This is a genomic window from Mesorhizobium sp. WSM4906 (assembly GCF_029674625.1).
Taxonomy (GTDB): Bacteria; Pseudomonadota; Alphaproteobacteria; order Rhizobiales; family Rhizobiaceae; genus Mesorhizobium.
The window spans coordinates 971,380-987,724 of record NZ_CP121355.1 but is presented as its reverse complement, the minus strand read 5'-3'; the positions used below and the strand labels follow the sequence as shown (position 1 = coordinate 987,724).

The following is a 16,345-nucleotide window of genomic DNA, read 5'->3' as shown; positions in this document are numbered from 1 at the left end:
CGGCTTGCGAGAACCGGAGCGGAGCGTACTTGAAGTACGTGAGCACCGGAAGCGCAGGAGCCCGCCGTTCGCAGGCCGGCATCACCTGAATATCAGCACACCCTATGGCTTTACCTTGTAAGCGAGATCGGCTGCCCGTTGGAAGTCTGGCCGTCGAACTTTTCGCCGCCGGAAGAATAGAGCCTGGCCAGCGCGCCGCCGTTTTCGTCATAGAGCGTGAGCTGCTTGCCGGCGACGTTCCACGACTTGATCCCGTCGATCGGGGCCGGGCAGTGCAGCGGCCCGGCGCGATAGCCGGCGCCGAACTTGGTCTGAGGCGTCGCCACCTTGCAGCCCTGGCCTCCGACGCTGACGTTCCAGACGCCGGCGACGCTGGCCGCGGTCAGGTCCGTGGCGCCCGCGGGCGCGGCGCCGTCCGGCGGCAGCGAGGCGACCTGCGTGTTCTTCGGCGCGGTCGGGAATTGCGACGGGTCGGTGGTGCCCGGAGCGGCCGGCGGCGGCAGTTGGTTCTGCGTCACCGTGCCGGACGGCGCCGGCGTGAGCGGCGCCGGCTGCTGGTCATCCATCGACGAGAAGCGCGAGGTCGAGCAGCCGCTCGCGACGAGCGCGGCCAGCGATACGGCCAAAAGGCCCGTTCTCGAAAAAGTGCGGGTCTTCGAAAAAGTCATTCCAACCTCCGTCGGATCCGGTGGGGGGCGCCGTCCGCGTAAACACTCGCTTCACCAAGATGGCGAAGGTGGCAGAATTTCAACCCGATATGGTTAAAATAGGGTTTTCGGAGCTCGTGTTGCAAATTTATCTCAAGGGTGTCTGCTGCCGGAGACACGCCGGGCGTCTCGGCCGTAACTTATTGAAATTTCAGGCTTGCAGCCGTGCGCTAGGCACGAAGACATAGCCGTCGGGGCCGACGACATAGCATTCGCGCAGGCCATGCGGCTTGTCGATCGAGCCTGCCAGCACGACATGGCCGAGCGCCGCCGCCTTTTCCTCCACCGCATCCGGATCGGCGCCATAGAGGCGCAATTCGATGCCGGCGCCGCGCGTTTCGGCACCGGCAGTCACGCCGGTCATCGGATTGTCGAGATAAGAATGATCGGCATGCAGCATGAGGATCGAGCCCAGCAGCGCGATCGCGGCGAAATCCTCGTCGGCATAGATGATTTCAGCGCCGAGCACATCGCGGAAGAAGGCTTCCATCGCCGCCATGTCGGTGACCAGAAGGTTGACGCCCAGCCCGCGCGGCAGCGAGCGGCCGAAATCCCCGGCCTTCATCCATGGTGTCTTGGTCCGCTTCATCGCCATGGCGCTCGTCCTCCGGTCCCGATCGTAGACCAAGCAATGTTCCGGCCCTTGGCATTCGTCAGCAAAATGCTTGCGCCAGGCGGCGGCATCCTTATTTCAGGAAAAAGCAACAGAGCGGACGGAGAACCGATGGCCGCGGGAAAGAAAGCAGCCAACCGCTACTATAGCGGCCCGCCCAGCGATCATTTCGACGGCGCGCTCTTTTTCAATCCCGACGGCAGGCCGCCCGCGCGCTTCAGCGATTTGCTGAGATGGCAGTTGAGCGGGGCACGCTCGAAATGGCCGGCGGCTTTCCCAAGCCCCTACCGCCAGGCGAAGCCAGACAAAAGGATCGAGGGCGCGGCACTTCGGCTCACCATGGTCGGCCACGCCTCGCTGCTTATCCAGACCGCCGGATTGAACATCCTGACCGACCCGGTCTGGTCGGAGCGCGCCTCGCCCTTCGCCCTCGCCGGGCCGAAGCGAGTCAACGCGCCAGGCGTCGCCTTTTCCGATCTGCCGCCGATCGATCTCGTGCTGGTCAGCCACAACCACTATGACCATCTCGACCTCGCCACGTTGCGACGGTTGAAGCAGAGCCACAATCCGCTGGCGGTCATGCCACTCGGCAATGACGCGATCGTCGGCGCTGCCGTTCCCGACATGCGGCTTTCGACGCATGACTGGAGCGAACGGGTCGAATTCGGCAACGGCGCCGTCATTCACATCGAGCCGGTGCATCACTGGTCGGCGCGCGGCGCGCGCGACCGCCGTATGGCGCTATGGGCGGGCTTCGTGATCGAAACGGCGGGAGGCAAGGTCTATTTCGCCGGCGACACCGGTTTCCACGGCGGGACAAACTACCGCCGGATGGCGGAAAGACACGGCGGCTTCCGGTTGGCCATCCTGCCGATCGGCGCCTACGAGCCGCGCTGGTTCATGGCGCCGCAGCACCAGAACCCGGAGGAAGCCGTCCAGGGCATGAGGCTGTGCAACGCCGCCCATGCCGCCGGCTGCCACTGGGGCACCTTCCAGCTCACCGACGAGCCGATCGAGGAGCCGGCGCAAAGGCTGGCCGAGGCATTGGCCGCCGAGGGCATTTCGCCGGAGCGTTTTCGCGCCATGCGCCCGGGCGAAGTGTGGGATGTGCCGCCCGCGTAGCCCGCTCGGGTAGCGGAACCCGAAACGCATGGCTTGCGTTGCTTCCTTGACACAATTTCGGCAGGGAGCCGGTCTCATGATCAAGTGGATCATCATTCTTCTAATTGTCGCCGCCGCGGCGAGCCTGCTCGGCATGCCGGCGCTTGCCGGCGCCGCCGCCTTGGGCGCGCGGATCCTGATCGGCATCGTGCTGATCCTCTTCCTGCTGCTCGTGCTCGGTGTCTTCGCTGTAACCTAGGCGCGACCTCTTGGTCGTCGCCGGGCGCGGCGTCTCCGTGACCGCGCCGGACTGGTAATTCCCGCCCGTTTCCGCCATATAGCGCGAAACGGACACGGAAATGACGGGATCGATGGCAGGCACCGCCCCCTTCGCCAAGATGAACGGCATCGGCAACGAGATCATCGTTGCCGATATGCGCGGCCGTGCCGACCACGTGACGGCGTCGGCCGCGATCGCGCTCAACGCCGACGCCGCGACCAAGTTCGACCAGATCATGGCGATCCACGATGCGCGGACGCCGGGCACCGCCTACTACATCGACATCCTGAATTCCGACGGCACCAGCGCGCAGGCCTGCGGCAACGGCACGCGCTGTGTGGTACAGGCTTTGGCCGCCGAGACCGGCCTGAAGACATTCACCTTCGAGACCCGCGCCGGCATCCTCAACGCCGAGGAACATGCCGACGGCTCGATCTCGGTCGACATGGGCAAGCCGCGCTTCGGCTGGCAGGAGATCCCGCTCGCCGAGGAATTCCGCGACACCCGCATGATCGAATTGCAGATCGGCCCGATCGACGCGCCGGTGCTGCACTCGCCCTCTGTCGTCTCGATGGGCAATCCGCACGCCATCTTCTGGGTCGACCGCGACGTCTGGTCCTACGAGCTCGACCGCTTCGGCCCGCTGCTCGAGAACCATCCGATCTTTCCCGAGCGCGCCAACATCACCATCGCTCAGGTCACCTCGCCGCAAACCATGATCGTCCGCACCTGCGAGCGCGGCGCGGGTCTCACCAGGGCCTGCGGTTCCGCCGCCTGCGCCGCCGTGGTGGCCGCCGCCCGCACCAAGCGCACCGGCCGCAGCGTGACGCTGATCACGCCGGGCGGCGGCGAACTGCATGTCGAGTGGCGCGACGACGACCACGTCATCCTGACCGGCGCCGCCGAGTGGGAGTTTTCCGGCAGCTTCGACCCCTCGACCGGCGCCTGGGCACGCGACACCGAAAGCGCCGCCTGATGTCCGCTCTCGCCAAAGGTGTCGACGTCGTCACGCTCGGCTGCCGCCTCAACACCTATGAATCCGAGGTGATGCGGCGCGAGGCCGAAAGCGCAGGCCTGGGCGCGCTCCAAGGCGGCGCTGTCATCTTCAACACCTGCGCCGTCACCGCCGAGGCGGTGCGTCAGGCCAAGCAGGCGATCCGCAAGGCCCGCCGCGAGAACCCTGAGGCGCGCATCATCGTCACCGGCTGCGCGGCGCAGACCGAGCCGCAGAACTTCGCCGCCATGGACGAGGTCGACCTCGTCCTCGGCAACGAGGAGAAGCTGAAGGCGAACTCCTACCGTGCGCTGCCCGATTTCGGCGTCAACGACACCGAGAAGGCGCGCGTCAACGACATCTTCTCGGTGCGCGAGACGGCAAGCCATATGGTCGACGCCATCGAGGGCCGGGCGCGTGCCTTCGTGCAGGTGCAGAATGGCTGCGACCATCGCTGCACCTTCTGCATCATCCCCTACGGCCGCGGCAATTCGCGCTCGGTGCCGATGGGCGCCGTGGTCGAGCAGGTCAAGCGGCTGGCCGGCAACGGCTATGCCGAGATCGTGCTCTCCGGCGTCGACATGACCAATTTTGGCGCTGACCTGCCGGGCAGTCCGAAACTGGGAAAACTGGTGAAGACGATCCTGCGCCAGGTGCCCGATGTGAAACGACTGAGGCTCTCCTCGATCGATTCGATCGAAGCCGACGACGACCTGCTGGATGCGATCGCCACCGAGCCCAGGCTGATGCCGCATCTGCATCTGTCGCTGCAGTCGGGCGACGACATGATCCTGAAGCGCATGAAGCGCCGCCATCTGCGCGATCAGTCGATCCGCTTCTGCGAGGACGTGCGCAAGCTCCGTCCAGGCATCGTCTTCGGCGCCGACATCATCGCCGGCTTCCCGACAGAGACCGAGGCGATGTTCGAAAATTCGGAAAGAATAGTCGAGGAATGCGGCCTCACGCATCTGCACGTCTTCCCGTTTTCCGCGCGCGAAGGCACGCCGGCCGCGCGCATGCCGCAGCTGCGCCGCGAGGTGATCAAGCAGCGCGCCGCCAGGCTGCGCGCCGCCGGCGAAGCCGCCTATCGCCGCCATCTAGCGTCCCTTGCCGGCACCCGCCAGTCGATCCTGGTCGAGCGCGACGGCCTCGGCCGCACCGAAGGTTTTACCCTTGCCGCGATAACCATTGGCGCGCCGGGCGAGATCGTCGAGGCGGTTGTCACCGGCCATGACGGCGCCCGCCTGATCGCGGCTCCCATTGCCGCCCAAGCCGCCTGAGACTGCGAGACGCATGGCTGGTTTCTTCAAGAAGATATTTTCGTTCGGCAGGAAAGAGGTCGTCGAGGAGCGCGTCGACGAGACAGCGCCGCTGCCGCCGATCAAATGGGACGCGCTGGAGGCGCTGAAGCCGGGAGCCGAGCAGGAGCCTGCGCCCCAGCCGGCGCCCGAAGAGCCGAAGCCCGAGCCTACCCCGGGCATCCCGCCGGCGCCGGAGCCGGTTGTTCCCTCCGAGCCGGAACCGCTGCCCGAGCCCAAGCCGGAAGAAGAACCGCAGCCGGCGCCGGGGACACCCGAACCGCCGGCGCCGGAAGAAGTGCCGGTGCCGCCGGCCCGGCCCGAGCCCACACCAGGCCCGGCGCCCGAGCCGAAGCCGCAGGAAATCCCGCCCCCCGCGCCGAGCGAGCCGGACATCGTGCCGTCACGGCCGGAGCGGCAGCCCGAACCGGCGCCGGTCGAAGTGCCGACGCCGCCAAGTGAGGTTCCGACAGAGACGCCGGTGCCTCCTGAAATCCCGCCGTCGACTCCATCCCCGGCGCAGCCAACCTCCGAGGTCAGCGCCGCCCCTCATCCGCCTGCCGGCACCTTCTCCCCGTATAGAGACGGGGAGAAGGATGAGGCGCCAACGCCCGCGCCCCCCTCTCCCCGTCCTTCACGGGGAGAGGGTAAGGGTGAGGGGCAGCGCCAACCTATAGAGGATTCGGCACCGACCCCCGAGACGTCGAAGGAAATTCTGCAGCCTCTTCGCCAGCCGGCGCCGATCGAGCCGCAGCCGGTGCGCGCCGAGATCGCGCCTGAGCCCGAAGCCGCGCCAACGCCCCACCCTCCCCTCGATGGGGAGGGTCGACGCGAAGCGGCGGGGCGGGGTGACAGCGCCGGCGCCGATCACCCCCACCCCCGAGCTGCGCTCGGGACCTCCCCCTCGAGGGGGAGGTAGGGGCGCCCCAAAGCCCGCCCCCTCCGCCGGCAAGGTGACGGTCGCGAAGAAGGTCGAGCAGAAGGCCGAGCCGCAAAAGGCGCCGGAGCCGGCGCCGCGGCGCTCCTGGTTCCAGCGCATGCGGGACGGGCTTGCCCGTTCCTCGCGCGAGCTCACCGGCAACATCGCCGGCGTCTTCACCAAGCGCAAGCTGGACGAAGACACGCTGCAGGATCTGGAGGACGTGCTGATCCGCGCCGACCTCGGCGTCGAGACGGCGCTGCGCGTCACCGATTCACTTGCTTCCAGCCGCTATGGCAAGGACGTGTCCGACTCGGAAGTCCGCGCCGTCATGGCTGCCGAGGTGGAAAAGGTCCTGACGCCGGTCGCCAAGCCGCTCGAGCTCGACCTCAGCCACAAGCCGCATGTCATCCTGGTCGTCGGCGTCAACGGCACCGGCAAGACCACGACCATCGGCAAGCTGGCGGCCAAGCTGACCGAGGGCGGCCTTTCGGTGATGCTGGCGGCCGGCGACACCTTCCGCGCCGCCGCGATCGAGCAGCTCAAGATCTGGGGCGAGCGCACCAAGTCTCCGGTCGTCGCCACCAAGCTCGGCGCCGATGCCGCCGGCCTCGCCTACGACGCCTTCGAAAAGGCGAAGGAGGCCGGCTCCGACGTGCTGATCATCGACACCGCCGGCCGCCTGCAGAACAAGACCGAGCTGATGGCGGAACTGGAAAAGATCGTTCGCGTGCTCGGCAAGCTCGATCCGGAAGCGCCGCACACCGTGCTGCAGACGGTCGACGCCACCACCGGCCAGAATGCGCTGAGCCAGGTCGAGATCTTCCGCAATGTCGCCGGCGTCAACGGCCTGGTGATGACCAAGCTGGACGGCACGGCGCGTGGCGGTATTCTGGTGGCGATCGCCGCCAAGCACAGATTGCCGGTCTATTTCATCGGCGTCGGCGAGCAGGTCGACGACCTCGAACCGTTTTCCGCAAGCGAATTCGCCAGGGCGATCGCCGGCGTGGCTTGAACATGGCGTGATCTGCCTGCTTTTCGGCCAGATCATGCGCAAGAAGGACCTTATGAATATCCTCGAACGCGACCCGTCCGACCCGCGCCGCAAGCCGCTCAATCCCGGCTTGAAGTTCCTGCTCGAGCTGGGACCGGGCCTGGTGTTCTTCTTCACCACCATCCGCGGCGAATGGCTTGCGCAAAAGTTCCCGATCCTTACCCATCTCGGCGAACCGATCCTGATCGCCACCGCATTCTTCATGGTCGCGACGGCCCTCTCGCTCAGCGCGTCCTGGGCGCTGACGCGCAGCCTGCCGCTGATGCCGCTGGTCTCGGCGATCGTCGTCTTCGTGTTCGGCGCGCTTGCCCTGTACCTGCAGGACAAGACCTTCGCCTTCATGAAGCCGACGATCATCAACTCCCTGTTCGGCGTCGCGCTGCTCGGCGGCCTGGTCTTCGGCCGATCGCTGCTTGGCTATGTCTTCGATTCCGCCTTCCAGCTCGACGCGGAAGGCTGGCGCAAGCTGACCTTCCGGTGGGGGCTCTTCTTCCTGTTCCTGGCCGTGCTGAACGAGGTGGTGTGGCGGAATTTCTCCGAGGCCACCTGGCTGTATTTCAAGGTCTGGGGCACGATCCCCATAACCTTGCTCTTCACCTTCAGCCAGATGCCGCTGATCATGCGCCATTCGCTGGAGGAAAAAGCCAAGGACGAGGACAAGGAAAGCAATTCCAGGAAAAGTGTGTAACGGTTGGGCTCGGCGACTCGCCGTAGCCTTCCGTACGGAATTGCGTGAATACAGGGGGACGGGGATGGAATTCCTCACCACGCGCGACGAGCTGAGGACGATCTACAAGACGCCTCGACCGACCGACGGCTCGATCCGCAAGGAACTCAAGGCGCTCGACGGCCACTGCCGCTCCTTCATCGGCAAGAGCCCTTTCGTGCTGGTCGGTTCCTCCGACGGCGACGGCAATGCCGATGTGACGCCGAAAGGCGACAAGCCCGGCTTCACCGCCATCCTCGACAACAGCACCATCGCCATTCCCGACCGCCCGGGCAACAACCGGCTGGACACGCTGGAGAATATCATCCGCAATCCTTCGGTCGGGCTGCTTTTCCTCATTCCCGGCATGAACGAGACGCTGCGCGTCAATGGCGACGCCCGCATCACCGTCGATGCCGGCCTGCGCGAGCGCCTGGCCGTCGACGGCAAGGAGCCGCAGAGCGTCATCGTGGTGACGGTCAAGGCCGCATACATGCATTGCGCCAAGGCCTTCATGCGCTCCGAACTGTGGAAGCCGGAGACCTGGTACGACCGCGCGGGCTTGCCGACGCTCGGCCAGATCATCCGCGACCAGCTGGCGCTGGCCGAGAGCGCCGGCGAGATCGACCGCGAGCTGGACGACGATTACAGGCAGACCATGTGGTAGCATTCGGGGACGACTCACCCCGGCTCATCCCCTTGATCGAGATCCTCGCCATCTCCGGCAGCCTGCGCGCCGCTTCGACCAATTCGGCGCTGATCGCGGCTTTAGCCGCCAACGCGCCCGCGGATCGCCGCGTCGTCGTCTATGGCGGACTTGGCCGGCTGCCGATCTTCAATCCGGACGACGAGGGCGAGCGCACGCCGCGCGAAGCCGCACGTCTGATCGACGCCGTCACCCGCGCCGACGGCCTCATCGTCTCCTGCCCCGAATATGCGCATGGCGTGCCGGGCGGCCTGAAGAACGCTCTCGACTGGCTGGTGTCGCGCGATGCGGCGGTCGGCAAGCCGGCGATGCTGGTGCACGCCTCGCCGCGCTCGCTCTATGCCCGCGCCGCGCTTGCCGAGATCATGCGCACCATGTCGTTCGCGATGTATGAGGAGGAGGCAATGGAGATCGCGCTGCTCGGCAAGAAGCCGCCGGAGGTGGAGGCGATCCTGGCGGAGGCCGAGAACCGGCTGGCGATGCGAAATGCGATCCAGAGTTTCGCGGCGTTTATACGCGGTCAAACATGAGATCGTCATCCTAGGGCGGAGCAAGGAGCGAAGCGACGCAGCGTAGACCCTAGGATCCATGCCGTTACGCTAAGGCATTGCAATGGTTACAGAATTCTGCACCGCTGCATCCGACGTCGAAGGTCACGGCATGGATCCTCGGGTCAAGCCCGAGGATGACGAACGAAAGGACGCAACTGCAGCAGCCTCAATACGTCTTCGCTCCGTTCACCATCAGCCGGACCATGTAGAGCGAGGTGGTGCCGGCGATGTAGAGGCAGTTGCGCTTGGCGCCGCCGAACACGCAATTGGCGGTCACCTCCGGCACCTTGACCTTGCCGATCAGCGTGCCGTCCGGATCGTAGCAGTGGATGCCGTCGGCCGCGCTCGTCCAGATGCGTCCGGCATCGTCGAGCCTGAAACCGTCGAACAGGCCGGCCGTGCAGTCGGCGAACACCTTGCCGCCCGAGACCTTCTTTCCGCCCTCGCCGACATTGAATACCCGCATATGCGCAGGGTTCTCGGCCCCATGCGTGCGGCCGGTGTCGGCGACATAGAGCAGGCTTTCATCGAGCGAGAAGGCGAGCCCGTTCGGCCTGACCATGTCGGTGATGACGGCCTCGACCTCGCCCGTGCCGGGATCGACGCGGTAGACATAGCAGGCGCCGATCTCGCTCTCGGCCTTGTCGCCTTCATAATCGGTGTCTATGCCGTAGGTCGGGTCGGTGAACCAGATCGAGCCGTCGGACTTCACCACCACGTCGTTGGGCGAGTTCAGCCGCTTGCCGTTCCATGTGTCGGCTACGGTGGTGACCGAGCCATCATGCTCGGTGCGGCTGACGCGGCGGCCCGAATGCTCGCAGGTCACCAGCCGCCCTTCCCGGTCGACGGTGTTGCCGTTGGAATTGCCCGAGGGCTGGCGAAAGACGCTGACGCTGCCGTCGGTCTCGTCATAGCGCAGCATGCGGTTGTTGGGGATGTCGGACCAGACGACATAGCGGCCGGCCGCGAACCAGGCCGGGCCTTCCGCCCACCGGCACCCGGTGAACAGCTTCTCAACCTGCGCGCCGCCATTGAACAGCCGCGCGAAGCGTGGATCGAGAATTTCGTAATAGTCGGCGGCCGCCATGCTTTCCTCCCGGCATTCACGTGCGCATGGCCCCGAAAGTCGGAATCGATTTTCGGAAAGGGACCATGCTCAAAGTCAAAGTGCTACAGCGTTCTTTGCGCGTCCGGAAGGACGCTCGACGCTGTAGGGAGATCAAGACAGCAGGAGGACGCAAAGGCAAGATCGATGATTGCCTTCACCACATCATGAACGCCGCGCACGGCATTAGGATCGGGTTAACCGGCTATGCGCTGGCTGCAATGGTGCATTGCAACATCTTTCTTTTGCAACGCACCATTCCTATGTCATGCTCGCAATCGATCAGGGAGGAACAAACCCGCCGCGTGAATGCGGCAGCAAAGGAACCTCGTCATGATCTTCGACAACATCGTCGCCCGCGCCCGCACCAACATCGCCAAGCGCCGCCAGTACAACCGTCTCGTCGCCGAAATCGAGAACCTGTCGAGCCGTGATCTCGCCGATCTGCGCGCCGACCGCTCCGAGATGCTCTACCAGATCCGCAAGCAGATCTACGGCTGAGTTTTAGGCGGCCGGGTGCGGTCTGTGACGTTCGTCATCCTTGGGCGTAGCGACGCGAAGCGGAGCGAAGACCCAAGGATCCATGCCGTGACTTTCGAGCGTCGCAGCGGTGCAGAAAGCCTATTTGCCGTAGTCCGTGATTTCGCGTACTAGCCAAGCTTTTATTCTGGGCGGTCGCATTCCTCGATCAACGCCACGGCATGGATTCTAGGGTCTGCGCTGCGTCGCTTCGCTCCTTGCTTCGCCCTAGAATGACGACGTAAGGGGGGTCGCCTCAGCCCGGCGCAGCCAGCGCCTTCTCGATCTGCGGCAACAACAGCGTCTTTGCAGAGTCGGGCGTCAGCGGCCCGACATGCTTGTAGGCGATTTTGCCGTTCTTGCCGATGACGAAGGTCTCCGGCACACCGTAGACGCCCCAGTCGATCGCCGCGCGCCCGGCCGGATCGACGCCGATCGCCTGGTACGGGTTGCCGAGATCGCCGAGGAAGCGGCGGGCATTCTCCGGCTGGTCCTTATAGTTCAGCGCCGCAAGCGTGAAGCGCTTGTCCTGCGACAATGCCAAGAGCACCGGATGTTCTTCCCGGCACGGCGCGCACCATGACGCGAAGACGTTGACCAGCGTCACCTTGCCGGCGAAGGCTTTTGAATCGAGACCCGGCAGGTTCGACCCTTCGAGCGGCGGCAGGTTCGTCTGCGGGGCCGGCAGGCCGATCAGGGCCGAGGGGATTTCCGACTCGTCACGGCCGGACAGGAGCTGCGACAGGAACAGCCCGGCCAGCCCAAGGAAAACCAGCAGCGGCAAAATCACGAACAGGCGGCGACGAGGGGCCGGTGTTTGGGTTTCGGTGCTCACGGCTTCGTCGTCCCGGCCTTGTCCGAACGGCGCCGTACGCCCGCGGCCTCGAGCGCGGCGAGTTCGCGCTTGCGCGCTCGCTGGTCGAGCAGGATCCAGCCGATCAGCCCGACCAGCACGATCGCCGTGATGGCATAGGCCGCGGTGACATAGAGGGCGTGCGCGCTCATGTCCGCGTACCCGTGTGCGTGCCTTCCGCGCCTGCGACGCCAATCCGTTCGATCATGCCTTCCCTTAACCCTGCAGCGCAGGCCGCGCAATCAGCCGCCGCGCCGCAGTTGAAAACGTCCTTCCGGCCTCAATCCGTCCCGTGACGCAGTGCCAGCGCGGCCGCCAGCGGCCCAACCACGGCAAGAAACAGCGTCAGCGCGGCAACAATGAGGAAGGGCTGCAGGAACGGCGCCGGATCGGCCACAGCGCCGTAGCTCGCCGAGACGCCGAAGATCAGCACCGGGATGGTGAGCGGCAGCACCAGCACGGAGATCAAGAGCCCGCCGCGCGGCAGCGCCACTGCGACCGCGGCGCCCGCGGCGCCGATGAAGGTGATGGCCGGCGTGCCGACGAGCAGCGTCAGCGCCGTGGCGCCGATCCCAAGCGGCTCCATGTTCATGAAGAGGCCGAGCAAGGGCGCCGCGATCACCAGCGGCAGTACGCTGCCCATCCAGTGCGCCAGGCACTTGGTCAGCACCGTCAGCGCCAGCATGTGGCGGTCGCTGTTGAGCACGAGCAGATCGAGCGAGCCATCCTCGCGGTCGGCCTGGAACAGGCGATCGAGGCCGAGCAGGCAGGCGAGCAAGGCCGCGATCCACAGGATCGCCGGGCCGATGCGGGACAGAAGGTTGAGGTCGGGCCCGACGCCGAACGGGATGGTGGCGATCACCGCCAGGAAGAAGATGACGCCGATCAGCGCCCCGCCGCCAGCGCGGATGGAAAGGCGGATATCGCGCAGGAAGAGGGCTAGCATGATTTGAGATGTCTCCGCCCGGGCACCCCCCTCTGGCCTGCCGGCCATCTCCCCCTCAAGGGGGGAGATTGGATGTCACCCCGGCCTTCGCCAATCTCCAACGTAGCAAGGCTAGCGCGGCGCCCGAACTGTCGATCTCCCCCCTTGAGGGGGAGATGGCCGGCAGGCCAGAGGGGGGTACCTCGCGCCAACATCAGTCACCCATCCTCAACGCCTTCGCCCCTTCGAGCCCCAGCGGCAGATGCGTCGCTGCCACCACGATTCCTCCATCCCGCAGATGCTCCCTCATCAACCCTGCAAACCTTTCCTCCGACGCCTTGTCCAGTCCGGCCGTCGGCTCGTCGAGAAGCCATATCGGCCGGCGGCTGACCAGAAGCTTCGCGATCGAAGCCCGCCGCCTTTGCCCGGTCGAAAGATAGCCGAACGGCAGGTGGCCAATTCCTCCCAGCCCGACCGTCTCCAACGCCTCCTCCACATCCAACCCCGGCTCACCCTGGAAAGCGCGCCAGAAGCCCAGATTCTCTTCCACCGTGAGCGCCGTCTTCATCGCATTGAGATGGCCGAGATAGTGCGAGGCCGAAGCGACCGAGGGAAAATCCTCGCCGCCGCCCTCGATCTTCACCTTGCCTTCGGCTGTCGGCAGCAGACCGGCGACGACCCTCAGAAGCGTCGACTTGCCGGCGCCGTTCGGCCCGGTGACGATGAGCGCCTCGCCCTTTTCGAGCGCGAATCCGATGCCGGAAAAGACCATCTCGCCGCCGCGCTCGCCGCCCAGATTTTCGGCGATCAGCCGCATTCTTGCCTGTCCCGAAAGCACCGTTTCGCGGCCGCCGCCGCATCGCACAAATTTGCCTTTCGACTGTCTAGAACTATTCCAGGAAATTCTCTATATGCGGTTCATCCGTGCCAGCGGTCGGCGCGGGAGAAGAATTAGCGCCGAACCAGCGCACGCGCCGCCTTGAACGGCTCGGGTTGCTTGGGAGCGGACAGCGGAAATGGCCGTACCCGCACCTTTGCGCGTGATTGCATGCCATCGGCGTCCGTTCCCTTTCAGGCTGAACAGACAAGGACGGATCGCACGTGTCAAAATCCCTCGACAGTTTCAAATGCCGCCGCACCCTGACCGTGGGTGGCGCGGACTATGTCTATTTCGACCTCGCCGAGGCCGAGAAGAACGGCCTTAACGGTATCGCCCAGCTGCCCTATTCGATGAAGGTGCTGCTGGAGAACCTCTTGCGTAACGAAGACGGCCGTTCCGTCACCAAGGAAAGCATTCAGGCGGTCGCCGCGTGGCTGAGCGACAAGGGCACCGCCGGTGTCGAGATCGCGTACCGCCCGGCCCGCGTGCTGATGCAGGATTTCACCGGCGTTCCGGCCGTGGTCGACCTCGCGGCCATGCGCGACGGCATCAAGGCGCTCGGCGGCGATCCGGAGAAGATCAACCCGCTGGTGCCGGTCGACCTCGTCATCGACCATTCCGTCATCGTCGACGAGTTCGGCACGCCGATGGCCTTCGCCCGTAACGTCGAGCTGGAATATGAGCGCAACGAAGAGCGCTACAAATTCCTGAAATGGGGCCAGCAGGCCTTCCGCAACTTCCGCGTCGTGCCGCCCGGCACCGGCATCTGCCACCAGGTCAACCTCGAATATCTGGGACAGGTGGTGTGGACCAATAGCGAGGACGGCGAGACCACCGCCTATCCCGACACCTGCGTCGGCACCGATTCGCACACCACCATGATCAACGGCCTCGGCGTGCTCGGCTGGGGCGTCGGCGGCATCGAGGCCGAGGCCGCGATGCTCGGCCAGCCGGTCTCCATGCTGCTGCCGGAAGTCATCGGCTTCCGCCTCACCGGCAAGCTGAAGGAAGGCGTCACCGCCACCGACCTCGTGCTCACCGTCACCCAGATGCTGCGCAAGAAGGGCGTCGTCGGCAAGTTCGTCGAATTCTTCGGTCCCGGCCTCTCCAACATGACGCTGGCCGACCGCGCGACCATCGGCAACATGGCGCCGGAATATGGCGCCACCTGCGGCTTCTTCCCGGTCGACAGCGAGACTGTCCGCTATCTGACGATGTCCGGCCGCGACGAGAACCGCATCGCGCTGGTCGAGGCCTATTCGAAGGCGCAAGGCATGTGGCGCGACGCCGGCTCGCCCGATCCAGTCTTCACCGACCTGCTCGAGCTCGACCTCGGCGACGTCGTGCCGTCGATGGCCGGCCCGAAGCGCCCCGAGGGTCGCGTCGCGCTGCAGGACATTCCCGCCGGCTTCGCCAAGGCGATGGAGACCGAGTACAAGAAGGCCGCCGAGATTTCGAAGCGCTACGCGGTGGAAGGCGCCTCCTACGATCTCGGCCATGGAGACGTCGTCATCGCCGCCATCACCTCCTGCACCAACACCTCGAATCCGAGCGTGCTGATCGGCGCCGGGCTTTTGGCTCGCAATGCCAACCGGCGCGGTCTCAAGCAGAAGCCGTGGGTGAAAACCTCGCTCGCCCCCGGCAGCCAGGTGGTGGCCGAATATTTGGAGAAGTCCGGACTGCAGAAGGAACTCGACCAGATCGGCTTCAACCTGGTCGGCTTCGGCTGCACAACCTGCATCGGCAATTCCGGCCCGCTGCCGGGGCCGATCTCGAAAACCATCAATGACAAGGGCCTGATCGCTGCCGCGGTCTTGTCCGGCAACCGCAACTTCGAAGGCCGCGTCTCGCCGGACGTGCAGGCCAACTACCTCGCCTCGCCGCCGCTGGTGGTGGCGCATGCGCTGGCCGGAACCGTCACCAAGGACCTCACCACCGAGCCGCTCGGCGAAGGCAGCGACGGCAAGCCGGTCTATCTCAAGGACATCTGGCCGACCTCGGCCGAGATCCAGGAGTTCATCGAGAAGAACGTCACGCGCGAGCTCTTCGCCCGCAAATATGCCGACGTCTTCAAAGGCGACGCGTACTGGCAGAAGGTCAAGGCGCCGGAAGGCCAGACCTATGCCTGGGACGACCATTCGACCTATGTGCAGAACCCGCCCTATTTCGCCGGCATGGGCCGCGCCTTCGGCAAGGTCGGCGACATCAAGGGCGCGCGGGTGCTCGGTCTCTTCGGCGACAAGATCACCACCGACCACATCTCGCCGGCGGGTTCGATCAAGGCGGCGTCGCCGGCCGGCAAGTATCTCACCGAGCATGGCGTCGGCGTCGCCGACTTCAACCAGTACGGCACGCGGCGCGGCAACCATGAGGTGATGATGCGCGGCACCTTCGCCAACATCCGCATCCGCAACCACATGCTGGGCGAGAACGGCCGCGAGGGCGGCTACACGATCCACTACCCCTCGAAGGAGGAGATGTCGATCTACGACGCCGCGATGGAATACAGGAAGGAAGGCGTGCCGCTGGTGATCTTCGCCGGCGTCGAATACGGCAACGGCTCCTCGCGCGACTGGGCGGCCAAGGGAACGAATCTGCTTGGTGTCCGCGCGGTCATCGCCCAGTCCTTCGAGCGCATCCACCGCTCGAACTTGGTCGGCATGGGCGTCATCCCCTTCGTCTTCGAGGACGGCACCTCATGGGCTTCCCTCAACCTCAAGGGCGACGAGCTGGTCGAGATCGACGGGCTGGACGCGATCAAGCCGCGCCAGAAGATGGTCGCCAAGGTCACCTATGGCGACGGCACGGTGAAGAACGTGCCGATCGTCTGCCGCATTGATACGCTGGACGAGCTCGACTACTTCAAGAACGGCGGCATCCTGCAATACGTACTGCGCGATCTTGCTGCCTAAAGCAGCAAGGGAATAGGGCAGTAAGGGAGTAGGGAAAAGGTACCCCTACTGCCCTACTGCCCTACTGCCCTACTGCCCATTCCCTAATTAATTAAACCGCCGCCAGCCAAGCATTCGCCGGCCCGGCTCGAAGTCCTGATCCGGTTCGCACGCAATAGAGATCGGGCGGCATTGGTAAACTTTACCACATGGCGATGATGCGGCTCCGAAATCGAACCGCAT

At 65.3% G+C, this 16,345-nt stretch carries 18 protein-coding genes; 11 read left to right on the top strand and 7 right to left on the bottom strand.

What is annotated here, in order from left to right:
* Positions 1–110: 110 nt before the first annotated feature.
* Entirely contained in the window at positions 111–668 is a 558-nt protein-coding gene (locus tag QAZ22_RS04680; protein ID WP_278205820.1) for a protease inhibitor Inh/omp19 family protein, read from the bottom strand.
* Between the two features lie 190 nt (positions 669–858).
* Complete coding sequence (locus QAZ22_RS04675; RefSeq protein ID WP_278205819.1) at positions 859–1,302, bottom strand: VOC family protein; 444 nt, start codon at positions 1,300–1,302, stop codon at positions 859–861.
* 129 nt (positions 1,303–1,431) lie between these two features.
* On the opposite strand from QAZ22_RS04675, the gene QAZ22_RS04670 reads away from it, so the two are divergent.
* The 9 genes from QAZ22_RS04670 (at position 1,432) to QAZ22_RS04630 (ending at position 8,908) form a co-directional block, all read left to right on the top strand.
* Positions 1,432–2,442 (top strand): MBL fold metallo-hydrolase, encoded by a 1,011-nt coding sequence (locus QAZ22_RS04670; protein WP_278205818.1) that lies wholly within the window; start codon positions 1,432–1,434, stop codon positions 2,440–2,442.
* A 76-nt stretch (positions 2,443–2,518) separates the two neighbouring features.
* Positions 2,519–2,680 carry a DUF1328 family protein gene (locus QAZ22_RS04665; RefSeq protein ID WP_278205817.1) on the top strand — a complete coding sequence of 54 codons (162 nt, stop codon included), beginning with the start codon at positions 2,519–2,521 and terminating at the stop codon, positions 2,678–2,680.
* 112 nt (positions 2,681–2,792) lie between these two features.
* Positions 2,793–3,677, top strand: a complete 885-nt coding sequence (dapF, locus tag QAZ22_RS04660) for a diaminopimelate epimerase (RefSeq protein WP_278205816.1) — start codon at positions 2,793–2,795, stop codon at positions 3,675–3,677.
* Positions 3,677–4,975, top strand: coding sequence for a tRNA (N(6)-L-threonylcarbamoyladenosine(37)-C(2))-methylthiotransferase MtaB (gene mtaB, locus QAZ22_RS04655; protein ID WP_278205815.1), 1,299 nt, complete (start codon positions 3,677–3,679; stop codon positions 4,973–4,975). The genes dapF and mtaB overlap by 1 nt, the downstream gene beginning before the upstream one ends.
* A gap of 13 nt (positions 4,976–4,988) precedes the next feature.
* On the top strand, positions 4,989–5,912 hold the full coding sequence (locus QAZ22_RS04650) for a hypothetical protein (protein ID WP_278205814.1): 924 nt from the start codon (positions 4,989–4,991) through the stop codon (positions 5,910–5,912).
* Positions 5,913–5,946: 34 nt separating this feature from the next.
* The gene (gene ftsY, locus QAZ22_RS04645) at positions 5,947–6,927 is read left to right on the top strand and encodes a signal recognition particle-docking protein FtsY (RefSeq protein WP_278205813.1); all 981 of its coding nucleotides are present in this window, start codon (positions 5,947–5,949) and stop codon (positions 6,925–6,927) included.
* 52 nt (positions 6,928–6,979) lie between these two features.
* Complete coding sequence (locus QAZ22_RS04640; RefSeq protein ID WP_278077825.1) at positions 6,980–7,654, top strand: septation protein A; 675 nt, start codon at positions 6,980–6,982, stop codon at positions 7,652–7,654.
* Between the two features lie 64 nt (positions 7,655–7,718).
* Positions 7,719–8,339, top strand: coding sequence for a pyridoxamine 5'-phosphate oxidase family protein (locus QAZ22_RS04635; RefSeq protein WP_278205812.1), 621 nt, complete (start codon positions 7,719–7,721; stop codon positions 8,337–8,339).
* Between the two features lie 32 nt (positions 8,340–8,371).
* A complete protein-coding gene (locus tag QAZ22_RS04630) occupies positions 8,372–8,908 on the top strand; it encodes an NADPH-dependent FMN reductase (protein ID WP_278205811.1) in 537 nt (178 codons plus the stop codon).
* A gap of 187 nt (positions 8,909–9,095) precedes the next feature.
* Here the strand turns inward: QAZ22_RS04630 and QAZ22_RS04625 are convergent, their stop codons facing one another.
* Positions 9,096–10,016, bottom strand: a complete 921-nt coding sequence (locus QAZ22_RS04625) for an SMP-30/gluconolactonase/LRE family protein (protein WP_278205810.1) — start codon at positions 10,014–10,016, stop codon at positions 9,096–9,098.
* Positions 10,017–10,367: 351 nt separating this feature from the next.
* On the opposite strand from QAZ22_RS04625, the gene QAZ22_RS04620 reads away from it, so the two are divergent.
* Entirely contained in the window at positions 10,368–10,535 is a 168-nt protein-coding gene (locus QAZ22_RS04620) for a hypothetical protein (RefSeq protein WP_278205809.1), read from the top strand.
* 274 nt (positions 10,536–10,809) lie between these two features.
* On the opposite strand, the gene QAZ22_RS04615 is transcribed toward QAZ22_RS04620, so the two are convergent.
* The 4 genes from QAZ22_RS04615 to ccmA all read right to left on the bottom strand — a co-directional run bounded on the left by QAZ22_RS04615 (position 10,810) and on the right by ccmA (position 13,148).
* Positions 10,810–11,388, bottom strand: a complete 579-nt coding sequence (locus tag QAZ22_RS04615) for a DsbE family thiol:disulfide interchange protein (RefSeq protein ID WP_278205808.1) — start codon at positions 11,386–11,388, stop codon at positions 10,810–10,812.
* A complete protein-coding gene (gene ccmD / locus QAZ22_RS04610; protein ID WP_278077832.1) occupies positions 11,385–11,558 on the bottom strand; it encodes a heme exporter protein CcmD in 174 nt (57 codons plus the stop codon). Before ccmD ends, QAZ22_RS04615 begins: the two co-directional genes overlap by 4 nt.
* Positions 11,559–11,686: 128 nt before the next feature.
* Complete coding sequence (ccmB, locus tag QAZ22_RS04605; RefSeq protein ID WP_278077833.1) at positions 11,687–12,352, bottom strand: heme exporter protein CcmB; 666 nt, start codon at positions 12,350–12,352, stop codon at positions 11,687–11,689.
* 193 nt (positions 12,353–12,545) lie between these two features.
* Positions 12,546–13,148: a heme ABC exporter ATP-binding protein CcmA gene (gene ccmA / locus QAZ22_RS04600; RefSeq protein ID WP_278205807.1), complete on the bottom strand. Its 603-nt coding sequence runs from the start codon at positions 13,146–13,148 to the stop codon at positions 12,546–12,548.
* Between the two features lie 284 nt (positions 13,149–13,432).
* Here ccmA and acnA point away from each other — a divergent pair, with 284 nt between their 5' ends.
* A complete protein-coding gene (gene acnA, locus QAZ22_RS04595) occupies positions 13,433–16,123 on the top strand; it encodes an aconitate hydratase AcnA (RefSeq protein WP_278205806.1) in 2,691 nt (896 codons plus the stop codon).
* The last annotated feature ends 222 nt before the right edge of the window (positions 16,124–16,345 follow it).